Origin of the sequence: Streptomyces sp. NPDC050617, from assembly GCF_040654795.1 — a bacterium.
Lineage (GTDB): Bacteria > Actinomycetota > Actinomycetes > Streptomycetales > Streptomycetaceae > Streptomyces.
Genome location: NZ_JBFAIS010000032.1, coordinates 69,395 through 87,650, shown reverse-complemented (window position 1 = coordinate 87,650; position 18,256 = coordinate 69,395). Strand labels below are relative to the sequence as shown.

Annotated in this window: 17 protein-coding genes; 8 read left to right on the top strand and 9 right to left on the bottom strand. The window is 73.2% G+C overall.

What is annotated here, in order from left to right:
- Window positions 1-229: 229 nt before the first annotated feature.
- Window positions 230-1,021, bottom strand: a complete 792-nt coding sequence (locus AB0I49_RS32440; protein ID WP_363230739.1) for an adenosylcobinamide-GDP ribazoletransferase — start codon at window positions 1,019-1,021, stop codon at window positions 230-232.
- A 78-nt stretch (window positions 1,022-1,099) separates the two neighbouring features.
- Here AB0I49_RS32440 and AB0I49_RS32435 point away from each other — a divergent pair, with 78 nt between their 5' ends.
- Window positions 1,100-1,837 (top strand): hypothetical protein, encoded by a 738-nt coding sequence (locus AB0I49_RS32435; protein ID WP_363230738.1) that lies wholly within the window; start codon window positions 1,100-1,102, stop codon window positions 1,835-1,837.
- Here AB0I49_RS32435 and AB0I49_RS32430 read toward each other — a convergent pair.
- From AB0I49_RS32430 to AB0I49_RS32415, 4 genes are all read right to left on the bottom strand, one after another.
- Complete coding sequence (locus tag AB0I49_RS32430) at window positions 1,804-2,670, bottom strand: hypothetical protein (RefSeq protein ID WP_363230737.1); 867 nt, start codon at window positions 2,668-2,670, stop codon at window positions 1,804-1,806. The genes AB0I49_RS32435 and AB0I49_RS32430 overlap by 34 nt on opposite strands.
- Window positions 2,667-4,433 (bottom strand): phosphatidylglycerol lysyltransferase domain-containing protein, encoded by a 1,767-nt coding sequence (locus AB0I49_RS32425; protein ID WP_363230736.1) that lies wholly within the window; start codon window positions 4,431-4,433, stop codon window positions 2,667-2,669. Before AB0I49_RS32425 ends, AB0I49_RS32430 begins: the two co-directional genes overlap by 4 nt.
- 61 nt (window positions 4,434-4,494) lie before the next feature.
- On the bottom strand, window positions 4,495-5,541 hold the full coding sequence (gene cobT / locus AB0I49_RS32420; protein ID WP_363230735.1) for a nicotinate-nucleotide--dimethylbenzimidazole phosphoribosyltransferase: 1,047 nt from the start codon (window positions 5,539-5,541) through the stop codon (window positions 4,495-4,497).
- A gap of 112 nt (window positions 5,542-5,653) precedes the next feature.
- Window positions 5,654-6,853 (bottom strand): bifunctional adenosylcobinamide kinase/adenosylcobinamide-phosphate guanylyltransferase, encoded by a 1,200-nt coding sequence (locus AB0I49_RS32415; protein WP_363230734.1) that lies wholly within the window; start codon window positions 6,851-6,853, stop codon window positions 5,654-5,656.
- 138 nt (window positions 6,854-6,991) lie between these two features.
- On the opposite strand from AB0I49_RS32415, the gene AB0I49_RS32410 reads away from it, so the two are divergent.
- Window positions 6,992-7,201, top strand: a complete 210-nt coding sequence (locus tag AB0I49_RS32410) for a hypothetical protein (protein WP_363230733.1) — start codon at window positions 6,992-6,994, stop codon at window positions 7,199-7,201.
- A gap of 73 nt (window positions 7,202-7,274) precedes the next feature.
- Here the strand turns inward: AB0I49_RS32410 and AB0I49_RS32405 are convergent, their stop codons facing one another.
- Together AB0I49_RS32405 and AB0I49_RS32400 are read right to left on the bottom strand one after the other, a co-directional pair.
- The gene (locus tag AB0I49_RS32405) at window positions 7,275-8,039 is read right to left on the bottom strand and encodes a methyltransferase domain-containing protein (RefSeq protein ID WP_363230732.1); all 765 of its coding nucleotides are present in this window, start codon (window positions 8,037-8,039) and stop codon (window positions 7,275-7,277) included.
- 29 nt (window positions 8,040-8,068) lie between these two features.
- Window positions 8,069-8,665 (bottom strand): DUF3043 domain-containing protein, encoded by a 597-nt coding sequence (locus tag AB0I49_RS32400; protein WP_363230731.1) that lies wholly within the window; start codon window positions 8,663-8,665, stop codon window positions 8,069-8,071.
- Between the two features lie 342 nt (window positions 8,666-9,007).
- Between AB0I49_RS32400 and AB0I49_RS32395 the strand changes: the two genes are divergently transcribed.
- The 6 genes from AB0I49_RS32395 to AB0I49_RS32370 all read left to right on the top strand — a co-directional run bounded on the left by AB0I49_RS32395 (window position 9,008) and on the right by AB0I49_RS32370 (window position 16,278).
- Window positions 9,008-9,823, top strand: coding sequence for a PspA/IM30 family protein (locus AB0I49_RS32395; RefSeq protein ID WP_363230729.1), 816 nt, complete (start codon window positions 9,008-9,010; stop codon window positions 9,821-9,823).
- A gap of 51 nt (window positions 9,824-9,874) precedes the next feature.
- Window positions 9,875-10,153: a hypothetical protein gene (locus AB0I49_RS32390; RefSeq protein ID WP_363230728.1), complete on the top strand. Its 279-nt coding sequence runs from the start codon at window positions 9,875-9,877 to the stop codon at window positions 10,151-10,153.
- 122 nt (window positions 10,154-10,275) lie between these two features.
- Window positions 10,276-11,604: a histidine kinase gene (locus AB0I49_RS32385; protein WP_363230726.1), complete on the top strand. Its 1,329-nt coding sequence runs from the start codon at window positions 10,276-10,278 to the stop codon at window positions 11,602-11,604.
- A complete protein-coding gene (locus AB0I49_RS32380; RefSeq protein WP_363230725.1) occupies window positions 11,601-12,284 on the top strand; it encodes a response regulator transcription factor in 684 nt (227 codons plus the stop codon). Before AB0I49_RS32385 ends, AB0I49_RS32380 begins: the two co-directional genes overlap by 4 nt.
- Before the next feature lie 155 nt (window positions 12,285-12,439).
- Window positions 12,440-15,607, top strand: a complete 3,168-nt coding sequence (locus AB0I49_RS32375) for an efflux RND transporter permease subunit (RefSeq protein WP_363230723.1) — start codon at window positions 12,440-12,442, stop codon at window positions 15,605-15,607.
- Between the two features lie 176 nt (window positions 15,608-15,783).
- On the top strand, window positions 15,784-16,278 hold the full coding sequence (locus AB0I49_RS32370; protein WP_363230722.1) for a DUF2867 domain-containing protein: 495 nt from the start codon (window positions 15,784-15,786) through the stop codon (window positions 16,276-16,278).
- Window positions 16,279-16,482: 204 nt separating this feature from the next.
- Here AB0I49_RS32370 and AB0I49_RS32365 read toward each other — a convergent pair whose 3' ends face one another.
- Complete coding sequence (locus AB0I49_RS32365; RefSeq protein WP_363230720.1) at window positions 16,483-17,217, bottom strand: DUF4328 domain-containing protein; 735 nt, start codon at window positions 17,215-17,217, stop codon at window positions 16,483-16,485.
- A 102-nt stretch (window positions 17,218-17,319) separates the two neighbouring features.
- A complete protein-coding gene (locus AB0I49_RS32360) occupies window positions 17,320-18,213 on the bottom strand; it encodes a hypothetical protein (RefSeq protein WP_363230718.1) in 894 nt (297 codons plus the stop codon).
- Between the last annotated feature and the right edge of the window lie 43 nt (window positions 18,214-18,256).

Here is an 18,256-nt window from a genome sequence, read left to right as displayed (position 1 = left end):
TTTTAATCACCGGGCCCCACCCTACAACTACCCCCCGGGCAAACAACTATTCCCAACCCCCCCGCTCTCCCTAGCCCGGGCCCCCCCGCGCGGGGGGGGGGGGGGGGGGGGGGCGGACGGAGGGTGGTGTCCTCAAGCGCCGGACGGGCTGGATGGGCGGGCGGACGGTGGGTGCGTGGGCGTGGGCGGGTGTGGCCTCAAGTGGCGGGCGGGCTGGGCGTGGGGGTGGTCATGGGGTCAAGGCCAGGGTGATCAGGGCTGTTGTCGTGGCTGTTTCGGCTACGGCGCCGAAGACGTCGCCGGTGACGCCGCCGAAGCGGCGGCGGCAGTGACGGAGCATCAGTTCCGCGGCGACGAGGGAGAGAAGGAGCGCGGCAGCGCAATACGCGCGGCCCGCCGCCGCGCAGGCGAGCGTCACGGCGGCCGTCGCCACCGCCGCCGAGCGGACCGGGACCACCCCGGCGACCGCCGCGCCCAGGCCCTCCGGCCGCGCCGCGGGCACACCGGCACGGGAGGCGAGGGTCAGGGCCGTACGGGCCGCGACCGCGGCCACCGTCACGGCGAGCGCGCCGCGCGCCCAGCCCGCCGCGTACAGCTCGTACACGGCGGCGACCTGGCCGAGCAGGACGAAGACCAGGGTCAGGACGCCGAACGGGCCGATGTCCGACTGCTTCATGATGCGCAGCGCGTCCGCGGCCGGCTTGCCGCTGCCGAGCCCGTCGGCCACGTCCGCGAGCCCGTCGAGGTGCAGCCCGCGGGTGAGCACCGCCGGCACGGCGACGGCGGCGACCGCGGCGAGCAGCGGCCCGGCGTCCAGGAACAGCAGCGCCCCGCCGACGGCCGCCGCGCAGAGCCCGGCCGCCAGCCCCACGAGCGGCGCAGCCAGCATCCCGCCGCGGGCCGCCGGGCGGTCCCACCGGGTCAGGCGTACGGGCAGCACGCTCAGGGTGCCGAAGGCGAAGCGCAGCGCGTCGCCGAGGGAGGCGCGGGCGGAGCCGCCGTCGGGGGAGGTATCGGTCATCGCGCGCAGGTTATCCGACGTCTTCCGACGTCAGGGGCGTTAGGTTGCCCCTAGCGGGCAGATTCGGGAGCGTCGGTCATGGGTCACTGGTGGAGTCGGAACATCATCGAGCCGGGCAAGCTGCCGCTGCTGCTGGCGCTGGCCTCGTTCGTGCTGACGTTCCTGGTCACGCGGGTGATCACCCGGCTGATCCGGGCGGGCAAGGGCCCGTTCCGCAACATCCGGCCGGGCGGCCTGCACATCCACCATGTGGTGCCCGGCATCGTGCTCATGGTGGTCGGCGGCTTCGGCGCGGTGGCCGGCGGGCGGCACGGGTTCGGGACCGCGGTGACGGCCGTGCTGTTCGGGGCGGGCGCGGGCCTGGTGCTGGACGAGTTCGCGCTCGTACTGCACCTGGACGACGTGTACTGGAGCGAGCAGGGGCGCAAGAGCGTCGAGGTCGTGGTGCTGACGGCCGCGCTGGTCACGCTGATGCTGGCGGGCTTCTCGCCGTTCGGGGTCGACGCGCTGACGCCGGAGGAGCTGCGCAGCCGCGGCCTCGTGACGACGAACGTGCTGCTCAACTTCGCCATCGCGCTGTTCGCCCTGGCCAAGGGGAAGCCGCGGATAGCGGTGATCGGGGTGGTGGTGCCGTTCGTGGCGATCATCGGGGCGGTGCGGCTTGCCCGGCCCGGCTCGCCGTGGGCGCGGCGCTGCTACCGCCACCGGCCGCGGGCCCGGCGCAAGGCGCGGGTACGGGCGTACCGGCACGACGCGCGCTGGCAGGCGCTGCGCCGCCGCATTCAGGATCTGGTCGCGGGGGCCCCGGACCCCTGACCGCAGGCGTCGGGCAGCGGAAGGCGCTCGCCCGGCCCCTGCCCGTACGCCGTCGGGGGGCGTTCGGGCGCTTCCGGCGGCCTGGTCCGGCGCTCTAAACTCCGCCCGCTGCCGTCGCCGTCGCCCCGCGCACCGCCGCGGGCCACCGGGCCCCGTGCGCGGTACGGGTCGCGCGGCTTGCGCCGCCTGCGCAGCTCGTCGAGCACGCACACCACGAGCATCGCGGTGATGGCCGCCAGGTGCTCCTTGCCCGCCAGGTTCGGCTTGAGGAGGGCTTCCGTGGTCATGGCCGCGATCACCACGGCGCAGGTGAGCCAGGCACGGTAGCGCCAGGTCACGTACACGGCGATGCCGACGACGGCGGCCGACGGGCCGGTGTCGATGACCTTGGCGGCGTGCGGCGGCAGGCCGAAGACGGAGTCGGGGCCGATGTGGACGGCCAGCCGCGCGTACATCGTCCCGGCGAGGGTGGCGAGGTAGGCGATGGCCAGCGTGCGTTTGCGGCCCAGGCAGATCTCGGCGATGCCGAACGCGATGAGGAGCTGCGCCAGCGCGCCCCACATCGGCAGGTCGAGAGCGGGCACGAACAGCGACAGCGGGGTGCGCAGCAGCGCCAGCCACCACGGCAGCTGGGCCTGGACCGAGCCGATCCGCTGGATCGGCTCGAAGCCCCAGGGCTGGTTCTGGATGATCTGGAACACCGAGGTGAGGAGGACCGCGGCGACGGTCATGGGGACGGCCCGCAGTTTCCTGCGGACCAGCACCCCGCGCACGGTCCCCAGCAGGGGGCCCCACTCGGCATGTGCGGCGCGTCGGAGCGCCGCACGGTTCATCGCTTGCTCTCCAGGTGCTTGCGGTTCAGCCACTTCGGCAGGCCGGGCGCTTCGAGGAAGCCCTCGGCCCGGCCGCTGGCGATGCCGATGCGCAACAGGTCGCTGCTCTTCTCGAACAGCATGAACCGGGGCTCCCAGATGGGCCGGTACTTCGCGTTGGCGCGGTACAGCGACTCGATCTGCCACCAGCGGGAGAAGAAGGTCAGCAGCGAGCGCCACATCCGCAGCACGGGGCCCGCGCCGAGCTTGGAGCCGCGCTCGAAGACGGACCGGAACATCGCGAAGTTCAGCGAGACCTGCTCGACCCCGACCTCGCGGGAGCGCTGCATCATCTCGATGACCATGAACTCCATCAGGCCGTTCTCGGACTCCCGGTCGCGGCGCATCAGGTCGAGCGAGAGGCCCTTGGGCCCCCAGGGCACGAAGCTGAGCAGGGCGCGCAGCTTCCCTTCGCCGTCGTGGCACTCCAGCATCACGCAGCGGCCGTCGCCGGGGTCGCCGAGCCGGCCGAGCGCCATCGAGAAGCCGCGCTCGGTGGCCCCGTCGCGCCAGTCGTCGGCGTGGTGCAGCAGGTCGGCCATCTCGTCCTCGGGGATGTCCTCGTGCCGCCGGATGCGCACCGTGTACCCGGCGCGCTTGACCCGGTTGTACGCCTGGCGCACGGTCCGCATGGCCCGGCCTTCGAGGGTGAACTCGTCGGTGTCCACGATCGCCTCGTCGCCGAGTTCGAGGGCATCCATGCCGTGCCGCGCGTAGATGGTGCCGCCCTCCTCGCTCGCGCCCATCACGGCGGGGATCCAGCCGTGCTCGCGGGCCTCGGTGAGCCAGGGCTCGATGGCGCCGGGCCACGCCTCGGGGTCGCCGATCGGGTCGCCGGAGGCCAGCGAGACCCCGCCGAGCACGCGGTAGGTGACGGCGGCCTTGCCGGTGGGGGACCAGATGACGCTCTTCTCGCGGCGCAGCGCGAAGTAGCCGAGCGAGTCGCGGTCGCCGTGCTTGTCCAGCAGGGCGCGGAGCCTCTCCTCGTCGTCGGGGGTGATGGGGTCGGTGGCGCGGCGCGAGCGGAAGGCCGCGTACAACACGCCGAGCAGCAGGAGCGTGCTCATCACGTTGATGACGACGTTGACCCAGCCGGGCGCGGAGATGCCCTGGTACCGGGACTCGTCGCTGGCCAGCGAGATCAGCCGCATCACGCCGTAGTGCCAGCGGTCCAGGAAGCTGGACTTGGCGCCGTCGTGCGCGTCGTTGGTGATGCCGACCAGCAGCGCGGCGATCAGCGAGGTGACGAGCAGCCCGCCGACGGCGACGATCGCGGCCAGCTTCGGGTTGGAACGGTCGCCCTTGGCGTAGAACTCGCGGCGGCCGACCAGGAGCGCGACCACGAACAGCACGGTGATGATCGTCGAGAACCAGTTCAGGCCGTGCCGGTTGAACTCGCGGAAGCATATGGCGAACACGAAGAGCGCGGCCGTGGCCCCGGCCAGCACCAGGTTCAGGATCCACGCCGCGCGCTTGCGCCGCCGCAGCGTGATGGCCATGAACAGCGAGAAGAGGGCTGACGCGAAGCCGGCGGTCGCCAGGTACGGCGTGTAGAACTCCTCGACGTTGTGCCGGCGGATGTCGGCCCCGAAGGACAGCCACACCGCGCTGAGGAGGTTGACGAACGTAACGGCGCGCAGGTACCAAACCGCGAAGCCGGCGGCTCGCCGCGGCCAGCTACCGCGACGGGCGCCCTCATCCGGAGTCAAGCGGACTTCTCCCATGAAAAGTGATCATATGGGGCGTCATGTGCGACGGGGGCTCCGGCGCGGGTGACGTGGGACGTCAGGCGCGCACGGGGAGCTCCGCAGCCAGGGCCGCCGCCGCCTGAACCATCGGCAGAGCGAGCAGCGCCCCTGTCCCCTCGCCTACACAGACGCCATGATCGAGCAAAGGGTTGAGTGCCATTCGGTCCAAAGCTTTCGCCTGCGCCGGCTCCCCGCTCACCTGACCGGCCAGCCACCAGTCCGGCGCCCGGAACGCGACACGCTGCGCCACCAGCGCACACGCGGCCGAGACCACTCCGTCGAGGATCACCGGCAGCCGTCTCACGGCGCTCTGCAGCAGAAAACCGGTGATCGCCGCGAGGTCCGCCCCGCCGGTCGTGGCCAGCAGCTCCAGCTGGTCCCCGAGGACCGTCCGGGCCCTGCGCAGCCCGTCCCGGATCGCCGCGCACTTGCGCATCCACGCCAGGTCGTCGATGCCGGCGCCGCCGCGGCCGGTCACCACGGAGGCGTCGGTTCCGCACAGCGCGGCGATCAGCGTGCCGGCCGCGGTGGTCCCGCCCACGCTCAGGTCGCCGAGCACCACGAGGTCGGTGCCGGAGTCGGCCTCCTCGTCGGCCACGGCCATCCCGGCCCGGAAGGCCCGCTCCGCCTCGTCCGCGGTGAGCGCGTCCTCGACGTCGATACGGCCCGAACCGCGCCGCACCCGGTGGCGCGTCACGTCCTCGGGCAGCTCGGCCGGGTCGCAGTCCAGGGACATGTCCACGACCCGCACCTGGGCCCCGCACCGGCGCGCCAGCACCGCCGACGCGCTCTCGCCGTCCAGCACGGCCCGTACGAGCGCCCGCGCGCCCTCCGCCGGACCGCCGGACACCCCGAGCTCCGCGACCCCGTGGTCCCCCGCGAACAGCAGCAGCTTCGCCCGCTCGACGGGCTTCACCGGCACCGAGCCCTGGGCGGCCGCGAGCCACTCCCCGAGCTCGTCCAGCCGGCCCAGCGCGCCGGGCGCGGGCACGAGCCGTTCACGGTGCTCCTCGGCGTCCCGGCGTACGCCGGAGTCGGGGCGCTCGATCAGCGTGGCGAAGTCATCGAGATTCAGGCCGCTCATCCGCAGAACAGTACCCGCAGAAGTAGATGCCAGTCCCACCCGAACAAGCCCCGGCGGCGCGGCTCGCACCCCAGCGCGCCACCCCTCCCGCCCCGGCCGCCGCCGGGGAAGCTCAGCGCAGCGCCACGGCCTGGCCGGCCACGACCAGGAGTACGTGCTCGCACTCCGCCGCGACGCCCGCGTTCAGGCGGCCCAGCTCGTCGCGGAAGCGGCGGCCCGCCGGGGTGGCCGGGACGACGCCCGAGCCCACCTCGTTGCTCACGGCGACCACCGTGCGCCGGGTCGCGCGGACGGCCGCCACCAGCTCGTCCACGCGCTCGCGCAGCGCCTTGGCGCCGCCTTCCGCCCAGGTCGCGTCGGACCACGCGCCGACGGAGTCCATGGCGTCCGTCAGCCACAGGGACAGGCAGTCGATCAGCAGGGGCGGGCCCTCCGCGGCGAGCAGCGGGGGGAGGTCGCAGGTCTCGGCGGTGCGCCAGGAGGCCGGGCGGCGTTCGCGGTGGGTCGACACGCGTTCGGCCCACTCCTGGTCGCCGTCGCGGGCGCCGCCCGTGGCGACGTACAGGACGTCCGGAAACGCCTCCAGTCGCCGCTCCGCCTCGACCGACTTCCCGGACCGCGCGCCGCCCAGCACCAGCGTCCGCCGGGGCAGGTCCGGCACCGCGTGGTACTCGCCGACCAGCAGCGTCGTGCCGTCGGGCACCGCCCGCGCGCCCGCGGCGGCCAGCCGCCGGCGCAGTTCGCCGCCGGGCGGCGCCTCGTGGTCGAGGTGCACGGCGATGACGTCCGTGGTGGCCGCGACCGCGCCCGCCGCCCGCAGCCGGGCCAGCGCGTCGGGCCGCCCCACGACGTCCAGCAGCACCATGTCGTACGGGTCCCGGACGCCGTCCGCCAGCCCGGCCGCCGCCGCGCCCGGCGGCAGGTACAGCAGCCGCTCGCCCTCGGGCCCGACCACCTCGTACCCGGTGCCCGGCGAGTCCAGGGCCACCGCCCGTACCCGGTGGCCGCTGATCACCGCCAGCTCCCGGCCGTCCGGCACCCGGCCCGGCGCGGGCAGCCCGGCCGGGAACTCCACGGCCGGGCCGTCGTGCGGGTGCGAGAGCAGCACCTGCCGCACCCCGGCGATCGAGTGCCCGGCGCGCGCCGCCGCGAAGGCCGGGCCGGGGGTCAGGTCGAGCAGCAGCGCGCCGTCGACGAGCAGCGCCGTCGCGGCCCGCGCCGCGTCGCCGACCGCCGTGGCGCAGGCCGCGCACGGGCATCCGGGGCGCGGCAGTCCGTCGGGGGCCCCGGTGCCGAGGAGAGTGAGTTCCACCCCCCGATCGTCTCGCGTCCCGCGCGCCCGGGCGCGCGGGGCTCGCCCTTTGCGGGGCTTTACGGGCCCTGTTCACCGACCGTTAGGCTGCGCTGCACAGTACGTGCGCAGCAGGTATTCGGGACTCAGGAGGCGGACATGGCCTGGACGTGGCGGTTCGAGAAGTCCGACGGGACGGAGACCGCTCCCGCGGTGGAACCGGAGGAGTTCACCACACAGGGGGACGCGGAGTCCTGGATCGGCGAGGCGTGGAAGGAGCTGCTGGACGGCGGCGCCGACCAGGTCAGGCTGTTCGAGGACGGCACGGAGATCTACGGGCCGATGAGCCTGCACGCCAGCGAGGGCTGACGGCCGTCGACGTCATACGGGCGCCCGTACCGTACGAACGGCGACGGGCGCCCGTACGCGCGAATGCGCCCCGTCAGCCCCGCACGCCGCACAGGTGCAGCAGCGCCGCGACCGACCGGTACGGGTCCGTGCGCCCGGCCCTGTCCTCGGCCGCGAGCAGCCGCTCCAGCGCCTCGTCCGCCGGCGGCGCCTCGCCGTCCGCGGCCTGGTCGGTGAAGACCCGCACGCCGTACCAGGCGTGCAGCGGGGCGCCGATCCCCGTCAGCGTGGCCGTGAGCGTCTCCAGCCGGTCGGCGCGTACCCGCAGCCCGAGCCGGTTGGTGTAGTCGGGGGAGTCGAAGGCGGCGAGCGCCCCGTCGAAGTCCCCGGCCAGGCCGGGGCGCATCGCGAGCGCGTCGGCGTTCCGCACGACCAGGGAGAGCAGTCCGCCGGGCGCGAGCACCCGCGCCAGCCCGGCGAGCATCGGGTCGGGCTCGTTCACGTACATCAGCACGCCGTGGCAGAGCACGATGTCGAAGGCGCCGGTGTGGAAGTGCGCGCCCGCGTCCCGGCCGTCGCCCTCGATGATCCGGACCCGCTCGCGGATGCCCTCGGGCTCGGCGCCGAGCGCCTCGCGGGCCGTCGCGGCCATCTTCGGATCGGACTCCAGGCCGGTCACGTTGTGCCCGGCGCGGGCCAGCCGCAGCGCTTGCGTGCCCTGGCCGAGGCCGACGTCGAGGACGGCGAGGCGCTGCCCCACGGGGTAGCGGGCGGTGATCTGCTCGTCGAGCTGGCGGGCGACGAGCTCCTGGCGGACGGTGTTCCGCAGTCCGCCGAGCTTGCTCAGCCAGCCCGCCACGCCGCCCGAGAATCCTGCCGGGGCCGCGCTCAGGGCTTCTCCCCGCGCTTGACCTTCGGCTTCGGCAGCCGCAGCCGGCGCATCTGGAGCGTGCGCATCAGGGCGTACGGCACGGCTCCGCGCGTGTTCTCGTTCGGGAAGCGGGCGCGCAGGCCGCGCTTGAGGCCGACCGAGGTGATCACCGAGTTGACCACGATCAGCAGGATCACGATCATCCACAGCAGCAGCACGTACGTCTGGAACGCGCCGCGGTTGATCATGCTGAGCACCAGGATGACCACCGCGAGCGGCAGGAAGTACTCCGCCACGGTGAACCGCGCGTCCACGTAGTCGCGGGCGAAGCGGCGGACCGGGCCCTTGTCGCGGGCGGGCAGATACCGCTCGTCCCCGTTGGCGAGGGCCTCGCGCTGCTTCGCGAGGTCCGTGCGCCGCGCCGCCTTCTGACGCTTCATGGCGTCCTTGCGGTTGGTCGGCGTACTGGCCATGCTGCGGCGCTGCGAGGTGGCCTCGCTGCGCTTCGGGGTCGGGCGGCCCTTGGGCGCCTGCGGGTCACGGGGCTGCTGGGGCTGGTCCGCGGTCACCTTGGTGGCGGCGGCCTGCTCATCCTTCGAACGGCTTCGGAACACAAAACCCAAGGGTACGTGGTGCGGATGCGTGGACCCCAGTCCCGAGGGGAACGATCCGGCAACGGGCGCCCGCGCCCCGCCCCGCCGGGACCCGCCGCCCAAACGGCCCGAAACGGCGCTTTCCCGGCCGTTCCCCCCGCCGTCACCTTGCGCTTTTCGGTCATTTCGCACCCTCCCTGACGCCCGCCTACTCCTTGGGCCGGAGAGCGGCGACCTTGTGATCGTCCTGTAGGAGGAGCACATCCAGGGCTGAACAGTGCGGTAATGGATGCAGGGCCCGTACTGTGGGGTCTTGATAGATGCTGGAGTCCGTAGTCCGTCAGAAGGGGGCGCGCGAGGCCCATGAGCGGTGTCATGAAGCGTATGGGGATGATTTTCCGCGCCAAGGCCAACAAGGCCCTGGACCGGGCCGAGGATCCGCGCGAGACCCTCGATTACTCCTACCAGAAGCAGCTGGAGCTGCTGCAGAAGGTGCGCCGCGGCGTCGCCGACGTGGCCACCTCCCGCAAGCGCCTGGAATTGCAGCTCAACCAGTTGCAGGGTCAGTCCTCCAAGCTGGAGGACCAGGGCCGCAAGGCCCTCGCGCTGGGTCGCGAGGACCTGGCGCGCGAGGCGCTGTCGCGCCGCGCCGCATTGCAGCAGCAGGTCACCGACCTGGAGACGCAGCACACCACGCTGCAGGGCGAGGAGGAGAAGCTCACCCTCGCCGCCCAGCGGCTCCAGGCCAAGGTCGACGCCTTCCGCACGAAGAAGGAGACCATCAAGGCCACGTACACCGCGGCCCAGGCCCAGACCCGCATCGGGGAGGCGTTCTCCGGCATCTCCGAGGAGATGGGCGACGTCGGCATGGCCATCCAGCGGGCCGAGGACAAGACCCAGCAGATGCAGGCCCGCGCCGGCGCCATCGACGAGCTGCTCGCCTCCGGCGCGCTCGACGACCCGACCGGCACCGCCAAGGACGACATCACCGCGGAGCTGGACCGCCTCTCCGGCGGCACCGACGTGGAGCTGGAGCTCCAGCGGATGAAGGCCGAGCTGGCGGGCGGCAGCGGCGCGGGCAAGCAGGCCATTGAGGGAGGGGCAGGAGGAGCGGCCGGCGGCGCCGGGCAGGGCCAGACGGCCCAGCCGCAGGACACGCCCCGCTTCGACAAGCAGTAGCCGGGATAAGCCTCTTCGAGATCCTCTGAGCACTGAACAAGGGAGACCGTCGTGATCGTACGGATCATGGGGGAGGGGCAGGTGAAGCTGGCCGACAGCCACTTCACCGAGTTGAACACGCTGGACGACGAGCTGCTCCAGGAGATCGAGGGCGGCGACGAGGAAGGCTTCCGGCGCACCCTCGCCGCCCTGCTCGACGCGGTGCGGCGGCTCGGCGAACCGCTTCCCGACGACGCCCTGGAACCGTCCGAGCTGATCCTCCCCGCCCAGGACGCCTCCCTGGACGAGGTCCGCTCCATGCTCAGCGACGACGGTCTCATTCCGGGCTGACGTCCGGCTGTACCAGCAGACTCCAGCACCGCCCGCGCCCCCGCCCTCACCGAGGGACGGGGGCGCGCGTGGTACGGGCACGGGCGCGGGCGCGGCACCCCGCGCTTTTGGCACCCCGTACTTTGGAACCCGTGACCCCCCTCACCACGGCCCCGGGCCTCTGCCGGGCCCGCCAGTGGCTGAGCGCGCACCCGCTGGCCGCCGACGCCCTGCTGGCCGCCCTCGTCCTCGCCACCGCCCTGCTCGGCACGGCCGCCGGACCGCACGCCCGGCGCTTCCCGCTGGGCGGCGTCTTCGTGCTGTTCACCACCCTCGCCTGCGGCGCGCTGGTGCTGCGCCGCCGGGCCCCGCGCGCCGTACTCGCCGCGACCGTCCTCCTGACGGTGATCGAAGTCGTCCTCACCCGGCACGACAAGGCGTACGGCCAGGTGACCGTCGCCGTCGTCATCGCGCTCTACACCGTGGCCTCCGGCATGGGCCGCACCGTCGCCTGGCGCATCGCGGCCCTCGCCGTCGGCGTCCTCACCGCCGCCGTCATGGCCTTCGGCGCCCGCCCCTGGTACGCCCAGGAGAACTTCGGCGTCTTCGCCTGGACCGCCCTGGCCGCCGCCGCGGGCGACGCCGTGCGCAGCCGCCGCGCCTTCGTCGCCGAGATCCAGGAGCGTGCCGTACGGGCCGAGCGGACCCGCGACGAGGAGGCCCGCCGCCGGGTCGCCGAGGAGCGGCTGCGCATCGCCCGCGAACTCCACGACGTCGTCGCCCACCACATCGCGCTCGTCAACGTCCAGGCCGGGGTGGCCTCGCACGTCATGGACAGCCGCCCCGACCAGGCCAAGCAGGCCCTCGCGCACGTCCGCGAGGCCAGCCGCTCCGCGCTCGACGAACTGCGCGCCACCGTCGGCCTGCTGCGCCAGCACGGCGACCCGGCCGCCCCCACTGAACCAGCCCCCGGCCTCGGCGTCCTGGACCAGCTCGTCGACGGCTTCGCCCGCGTCGGGCTGCGCGTCCGGGTCGCGGCGGCCGCCACCGAGCCCGCCGCCCCTGGCCGGCCCCGGACGGGCGACACGGCGGCCGCGGCCGCCGCCGTCGTCGGACCGCTGCCCGTGGCCGTCGACCTGACCGCCTACCGCGTACTGCAAGAGGCGCTCACCAACGTGCACAAGCACGCGGGCCCCTCCGCCACCGCCGAGGTCGGCATCCTGCGGGGCCGCGCGTCCCTGCTCCTGACCGTCCGCGACAATGGCGACGGACCGCCGCCGAACCGTACGGACGGTACGGGCACGGGTACCGACACCGGCGCCGGCCCGGGCGGACACGGTCTGATCGGGATGCGCGAGCGGGCGGTCGCACTCGGCGGCACCTGCGAGGCGGGACCCGGCCCGGACGGCGGCCCCGGCTTCGCGGTCCGCGTCGAACTGCCGCTGCAAGCGCGTACGGGAGGGGACGCATGACGATCAAGGTGCTGCTCGCGGACGACCAGGCGCTGCTGCGCAGCGCGTTCCGGGTGCTGGTGGACTCCGAACCGGACATGGAGGTGGTCGGCGAGGCGTCGGACGGCGCGGCGGCCGTCGAACTGGCCCGCGCCGAGAGCCCCGACGTCGTCCTGATGGACATCCGGATGCCCGGCACGGACGGCTTCGCCGCCACCCGCGTGATCTGCTCCGACCCCGAACTGGCGCACGTACGCGTGGTCATGCTGACCACCTTCGAGATCGACGAGTACGTCGTGCAGTCGCTGCGCGCCGGGGCCTCCGGCTTCCTCGGCAAGGGCGCCGAGCCCGAGGAGCTGCTGGCCGCGATCCGCATCGCGGCGGCCGGCGAGGCGCTGCTGTCGCCGGTGGCGACCAAGGGGCTGATCGCCACGTTCCTCGCCCAGAGCGACGGCGCGGACGCGGCCTCCGGCGGCTACCAGGCGGAGCGGCTGGCCGCGCTGACCGGGCGCGAGCGCGAGGTGCTGGTCCAGGTCGCGGGCGGCCACTCCAACGACGAGATCGGGGAGCGGCTGGAGGTCAGCCCGCTGACCGTCAAGACCCATGTGAACCGGGCGATGGCCAAACTGGGCGCCCGCGACCGGGCCCAATTGGTGGTCATCGCCTACGAAACCGGACTTGTACGCCCAAGGGTGGAGTGACCCCTAGGGGCGCGTACTGCGGCTGCGGTACACGTCCGGGACGAGAATCGACCTGCGAGCGAGGTATTCGCACCGGGGCACGGGCGATCGTAGAGGTGGGCCGCTGCCGCGCCCCCGCCGATCCGCTCAGCAAACAGAAGAGAGAGCGTTAACCCATGTCCTGGCTGTCCAGAATCAGCCTCGTACAGCGGGGACTGATAGCTCTGATGGCGATAGTCGCCGTCGTGTTCGGGGCCATCGCCATCCCGCAGCTGAAGCAGCAGTTGCTGCCGTCCATCGATCTGCCCATGGTGTCGGTGATCGCGCCGTATCAGGGCGCGTCCCCGGACGTGGTCGAGAAGCAGGTCGTCGAGCCGCTGGAGAACAGCATCAAGGCGGTCGACGGCATCACCGGCATCACCTCCACCGCCAGCGAGGGCTCGGCCGTCATCATGGCCAAGTTCGACTACGGCAACGGCTCCGACAAGCTCGTCGCCAACGTCCAGCAGGCCGTGAACCGGTCCTCCTCGCAGCTCCCCAAGGACGTCGACCCGCAGGTCATCGCGGGCTCCACCGACGACATCCCGACGGTCGTGCTCGCGGTCTCCTCGACCCAGGACCAGCAGGCGCTCGCCGACAAGCTGGACCGCAGCGTCGTACCGGCGCTCAAGAACATCGACGGCGTCGGTCAGGTCAACGTGGACGGCGTACGGGACCGCGTCGTGGCCGTCACCCCCGACGACGCGAAGCTCGCCGCGGCCGGCCTGTCCGCCGCCGCGCTCGGGCAGGCGCTGGAGGCGAACGGCGCGTCCGTGCCGGCCGGCGCGTTCTCCGAGGGCGGCAAGAGCCGGACCGTCCAGGTCGGCGGCGGCTTCACCTCCCTGAAGCAGATCGAGGACCTGCGGATCAACCCGGCGGCCGCGCCCGGCGCCGACGGCAAGGGCGGCAAGCCCGTGCGGGTCGGCGACATCGCCACCGTCAAGCAGGAGTCGGCGGCCCCCACCTCCATCACCCGCACCGACGGCAAGCCCAGCCTCGGCATCGCCGTCACCATGGACCACGACGGCAGCGCCGTCGCGATCTCCGACGCCGTCAAGGACAAGCTGCCGCAGCTCCGTGCGGACCTCGGCTCCGACGCGAAGCTGACCGTCGTCAGCGACCAGGGCCCGGCGGTCTCCAAGTCCATCGACGGCCTGACGACGGAGGGCCTGCTCGGCCTCCTCTTCGCCGTCGTGGTGATCCTCGTCTTCCTCGCGTCGCTGCGCTCGACGCTGGTCACGGCGATCTCCATCCCGCTGTCCGTGCTGCTCACGCTGATCGTGCTGTGGACGCGGGACCTGTCGCTCAACATGCTCACGCTGGGCGCCCTCACCATCGCCATCGGCCGCGTCGTCGACGACTCGATCGTGGTCCTGGAGAACATCAAGCGCCATCTCTCCTACGGCGAGGAGCGGCAGCACGCCATCCTGACGGCGGTCCGCGAGGTCTCCGGCGCCGTCACCGCCTCCACCCTCACCACGGTCGCGGTCTTCCTGCCGATCGGCCTGGTCGGCGGCATGGTGGGCGCGCTCTTCGGCTCGTTCTCGCTGACCGTCTCGGTGGCGCTGCTGGCCTCGCTGCTGGTGTCGCTGACCGTCGTGCCGGTCCTCTCGTACTGGTTCCTCCGCGCCCCGAAGGGGAGCGAGGGCGCCGACCCGGAGGAGCTGCGGCGCGAGGCCGAGGAGAAGGAGACCCGCGGCCGGCTCCAGCGGCTGTACGTGCCGGTGCTGGGCTTCGCGACCCGGCGCCGCGTCACCAGCCTGGTGATCGCCGTCCTGGTGCTCGTCGCCACGTTCGGCATGGCCCCGCTGCTCAAGACCAACTTCATCGACGGCGGCGAGCAGGACAGCCTCTCCGTCAAGCAGGAACTCGCCCCCGGCACCAGCCTGGAGGCGGCCGACGCCGCGTCCAAGAAGGTCGAGAAGCTCCTCGACGGCGTCGCCGGGGTCAAGGACTACCAGGTCACCGTCGGCTCGTCCGGCATCATGGCGGCCTTCGGCGGCGGTACGGGCGCCAACCAGGCGTCGTACGAGGTCAAGCTGAAGGACTCCGGCAAGGCCGACGCCGTCACCGACACCATCCGCGCCGGCCTCAAGAAGCTCGACGGCATCGGCCGCACCACCGTCTCGGCGGGCGGCGGCTTCGGCGACCAGGACCTGAGCGTCGTGGTGAAGGCCGCCGACGCGAAGACCCTCAAGTCGGCGTCGGAGAGTGTGCGTTCCGCGGTCGCGGGCCTCGACCACGTCACCGACGTCCGCAGCGACCTCTCGCAGAGCGTGCCCCGCATCTCCGTCAAGGGCAACGACAAGGCCGCCGCGGCGGGCTTCACCGAGACGAGCCTGGGGCAGGCCGTGGCGCAGGCGGTGCGCGGCACCACCAGCGGCAAGGCGGTCCTCGACGACGCCGAGCGCGACGTCGTCGTGAAGTCGGCCAAGCCGGCGGCCACCCTGGACCAGCTGCGGAACCTCCAGCTCGGCTCCCCGGCGGGCGCGGTGCGGCTCGGCGACATCGCCGAGGTCAAGACCGTGCCCGGCCCGGTCCAGATGACCCGCATCGACGGCGCGCGGGCGGCGACCATCACCGCCAAGCCGACCGCCGACAACACCGGCGCGGTCACCGCCGCCCTGCAAAGCAAGATCGACAAGCTGAAGAAGACGCTGCCCAAGGGCGCGACCGTCGAGATCGGCGGCGTCTCCTCGGACCAGAACGACGCCTTCGCCAAGCTGGGCCTCGCCATGCTGGCGGCCATCGCGATCGTCTTCATGGTGCTGGTCGCGACCTTCCGGTCGCTCATCCAGCCGCTGATCCTGCTGGTCTCCATCCCGTTCGCGGCGACCGGCGCGATCGGCCTGCTGGTCTTCACCGGCACCCCCATGGGCGTCCCGGCGATGATCGGCATGCTGATGCTCATCGGCATCGTGGTCACCAACGCGATCGTGCTGATCGACCTGATCAACCAGTACCGCAGGCAGGGCCTCCCGGTGGTCGAGGCGGTCGTCGAGGGCGGCCGGCACCGGCTCCGCCCGATCCTGATGACCGCCCTGGCGACGATCTTCGCGCTGCTGCCGATGGCGCTGGGCGTCACCGGACAGGGCGGCTTCATCTCCCAGCCGCTGGCCGTCGTCGTCATCGGCGGCCTGGTCACCTCGACGCTGCTCACGCTGCTGCTCGTGCCGACGCTGTACACGATGGTCGAGCTGCGCAAGGAGCGGCGGGCCGGGAAGAAGGCCGCCAAGCGCGCCGGGAAGAACGGCGCCCAGGCGCCGAGCGAGGACGACCGCACGCCGGAGACCGCGGGCGTCTGACCCGGTCCCCAACACACGGAGCCCCCACGGCCATCGCGGCCGCGGGGGCTCCTTCGTTGTGTCCCGGCGCGCTGCGGGGGTACGCGCGATCGCGCGGGTAGCCTCGTCGCGTACCCGCGCCGAGCAGATCCACCGAGATCCACGAGCAGTTCCAGCAGATCGAGCAGGGGGCCGTTTTGGCAGCAGCGACACTACATACGGGCCGGGTCGAGGTCGCCGACGCGGCACGGGGCGTCGGCGGGCTCGGGGCGGACGACTGGGCGGAGGCCGTCGCGGTCACCACGGGCGGCTCGTCGCTGCTCCCGCGGTCGCCGGAGCAGTGGGCGAGATCCGTCTTCGAGGGCGCCCCCGGCCCGGTGCGCTGGTTCCTGGTCACCGGCTGGCGGTCGGTGCTCCGCCTGCGGCTCGGCCCGCGCCCCGCCCCCACGCATGTGCTCGGCTGGCGGATCGTGACGATGGCGACGGACGTGATCGTCCTGGAGGTGACGTCAGCGCTGATGACCGCCCGCCTCGTGCTGCGCTCCGAAGGCGTCCGGGTGGTGCTGACCACCTTCGTCCGGTACGAGCACGGGGCGGCCCGCGTGATCTGGCCGTTCGCCGCGCTGACGCACCGGCGGGCCGTCCCCTACCTGCTCAGGCGGGCGGCGGCCCGCCCGGCGGAACCGCGCTGACGGGCCGGGCGCCGCCGGTGTCCGCGCTGTCGGCGCGTACGGGCCTACGGGCCGGGCCGCTCCCGTGTCCGCGCTGTCGGCGTGTACGAGGCCGGGCCGCGCCCGTGACCCCGCTGACGGCCCGTACGAGCCGATCGGCCGTCGGCCGTCGGCCGTTAGCGGTCAGGCGTCAGCCGTCAGCCGTCAGCCGTCAGCGGTCGACGGTCAGACGATCGTCGGACCGCCCGGCATGACCGCGGCGAACGTACCGAGCTCCGCCCGCTCCCGCTGCATCCGCGTCAGCTTCCGCACGAAGAGGATCGCGAGCACGGCCGCCGCGAGGTCCAGCAGATCGCCGAACATCACCGCGCCCGCGGCCTGCTGGAGCGACTCCGGGGTGTCCGCGCGGTTGTAGAGGTTGTCGGCCGTCCTGCTCACCGCCAGGGCCAGCAGCCACAGCACCCACCACGCCCGCACCGGCGCGCGCGAGACCTCGCGCAGCGCGCCGTCCGGCGTCTGCGGGGCGCTGGCCTGCCAGGTCTCGGCGGCCACGCGGAAGGGCAGCCAGAGGTTGGCGAGGGGCACGAACCAGGCGCCGATGGACCAGCCGCGGCCCAGGGTGCAGATGTCCTGCGTGAAGATCTCGGCGTTTCCCCGGACCCGGTGGAACCAGATGATGAAGACCACGGCGGTGGCGATCGTGCCCAGCCCCTGAAGGCGGCCGGCCGCCGTGTACAGGCTGTCGGCCCGCTTCAGCTCGCCGGCCGGAGCGGTCAGCACGCTGTCCAGCAGCGAGTAGACGTTGAAGTCCGCGTAGAGCGCGAAGAGGTCGAAGGCGGCGACGGCGCCGAGCAGCACGGTGACGGCCGTCGCGAGGCCGACGGGCGAGCGGAGGACGGGGCCGCCGGCCGGGTACGGCGCGGGAGCGCCGAGCGGCGGGCCGACGGGGTGGTGCGACATGACGGAGATCCCCCCAGGGACGAAGAGCCGCCCTCGGGGGGCGGGTTGCAGAGGAGGAACGTACGTCATACTTCGTGCGGTATCCAATTATTTGCCTGTGGCCTATGACTCCAGGGCGAATTGGGTGATTCGGTGGTCGCGGCCCAGGGCCCGTACGCAGTCGGCGACGAGGGCGGGGCGCGACCGGGCGCTCTCGGCGACCTCTTCGGGCCGGCCGGTCTCGGCCAGACTGGTCAGGTGGGACTCCCGGCTCCCCAGGGTGTCCGGGTGGTACGGGCCGAGCACGCGGGCCCGGTCCGCGGCCAGCGCCGCGTAGCAGCGCGCCTCGCCGTCGTGCTCGCCGAACTCGCAGTGCTCCGCGGCCTCTTCGTCCCGGCACGCGAACGTGTCCGGGTGATCGGCCCCCAGCGCGTCGGCGTGGTCGGCGGCCAACTCGGCCCACAGCCGCAGCAACCGCTGACGGTCGTCCGCACGGGGCGGCTCGTGTCCGGTGTGGTGGACGAGCCGGTACGCGCGGCAGACGCATGCGACATGGCACCGCCGCATCCGGAGGGTCTCCGGATGCCGGGGCCCCAGCAGCCGGGTCTGCCGCTCCACCAGCGACGCGAGGGCCGCCGGCGCCTCGTGCGCCGCCGCCTCCTCGTACTCGTCCAGCCGTTCCGACGCCTGAACGGCCAGTACCGCGATGGTCACTCGGCTGTCCGGGCCCAGGGCCCGGAGGCAGTCGGCGGCCAGCGGGTCGGCGAGGTCGAGTACGCGCTCGACGCAGCCGGGGTGCTGATGCGCGTACACGACGAGATCGTGCCGGGCGGCCAGAGCGCCGGGGTGCTCGGGCCCGGAGGCGCGACTCAGCTCGTCGGCGACGGCGCCCAGCCGCTCGATCTCGCGCCGGTCCAGGGCGTCGCGGCGCCTCCAGTCGGCCTCGTGCTCGTCGTCGGTCCACTTCAAGGCCTCGACGTCGAGGGCGGGTTCGGAGTCGGCGGAAGTATCGGACATGGCCGCGACCCTGCCAGAGCGGCGACCGCCGCACCACCGCGTT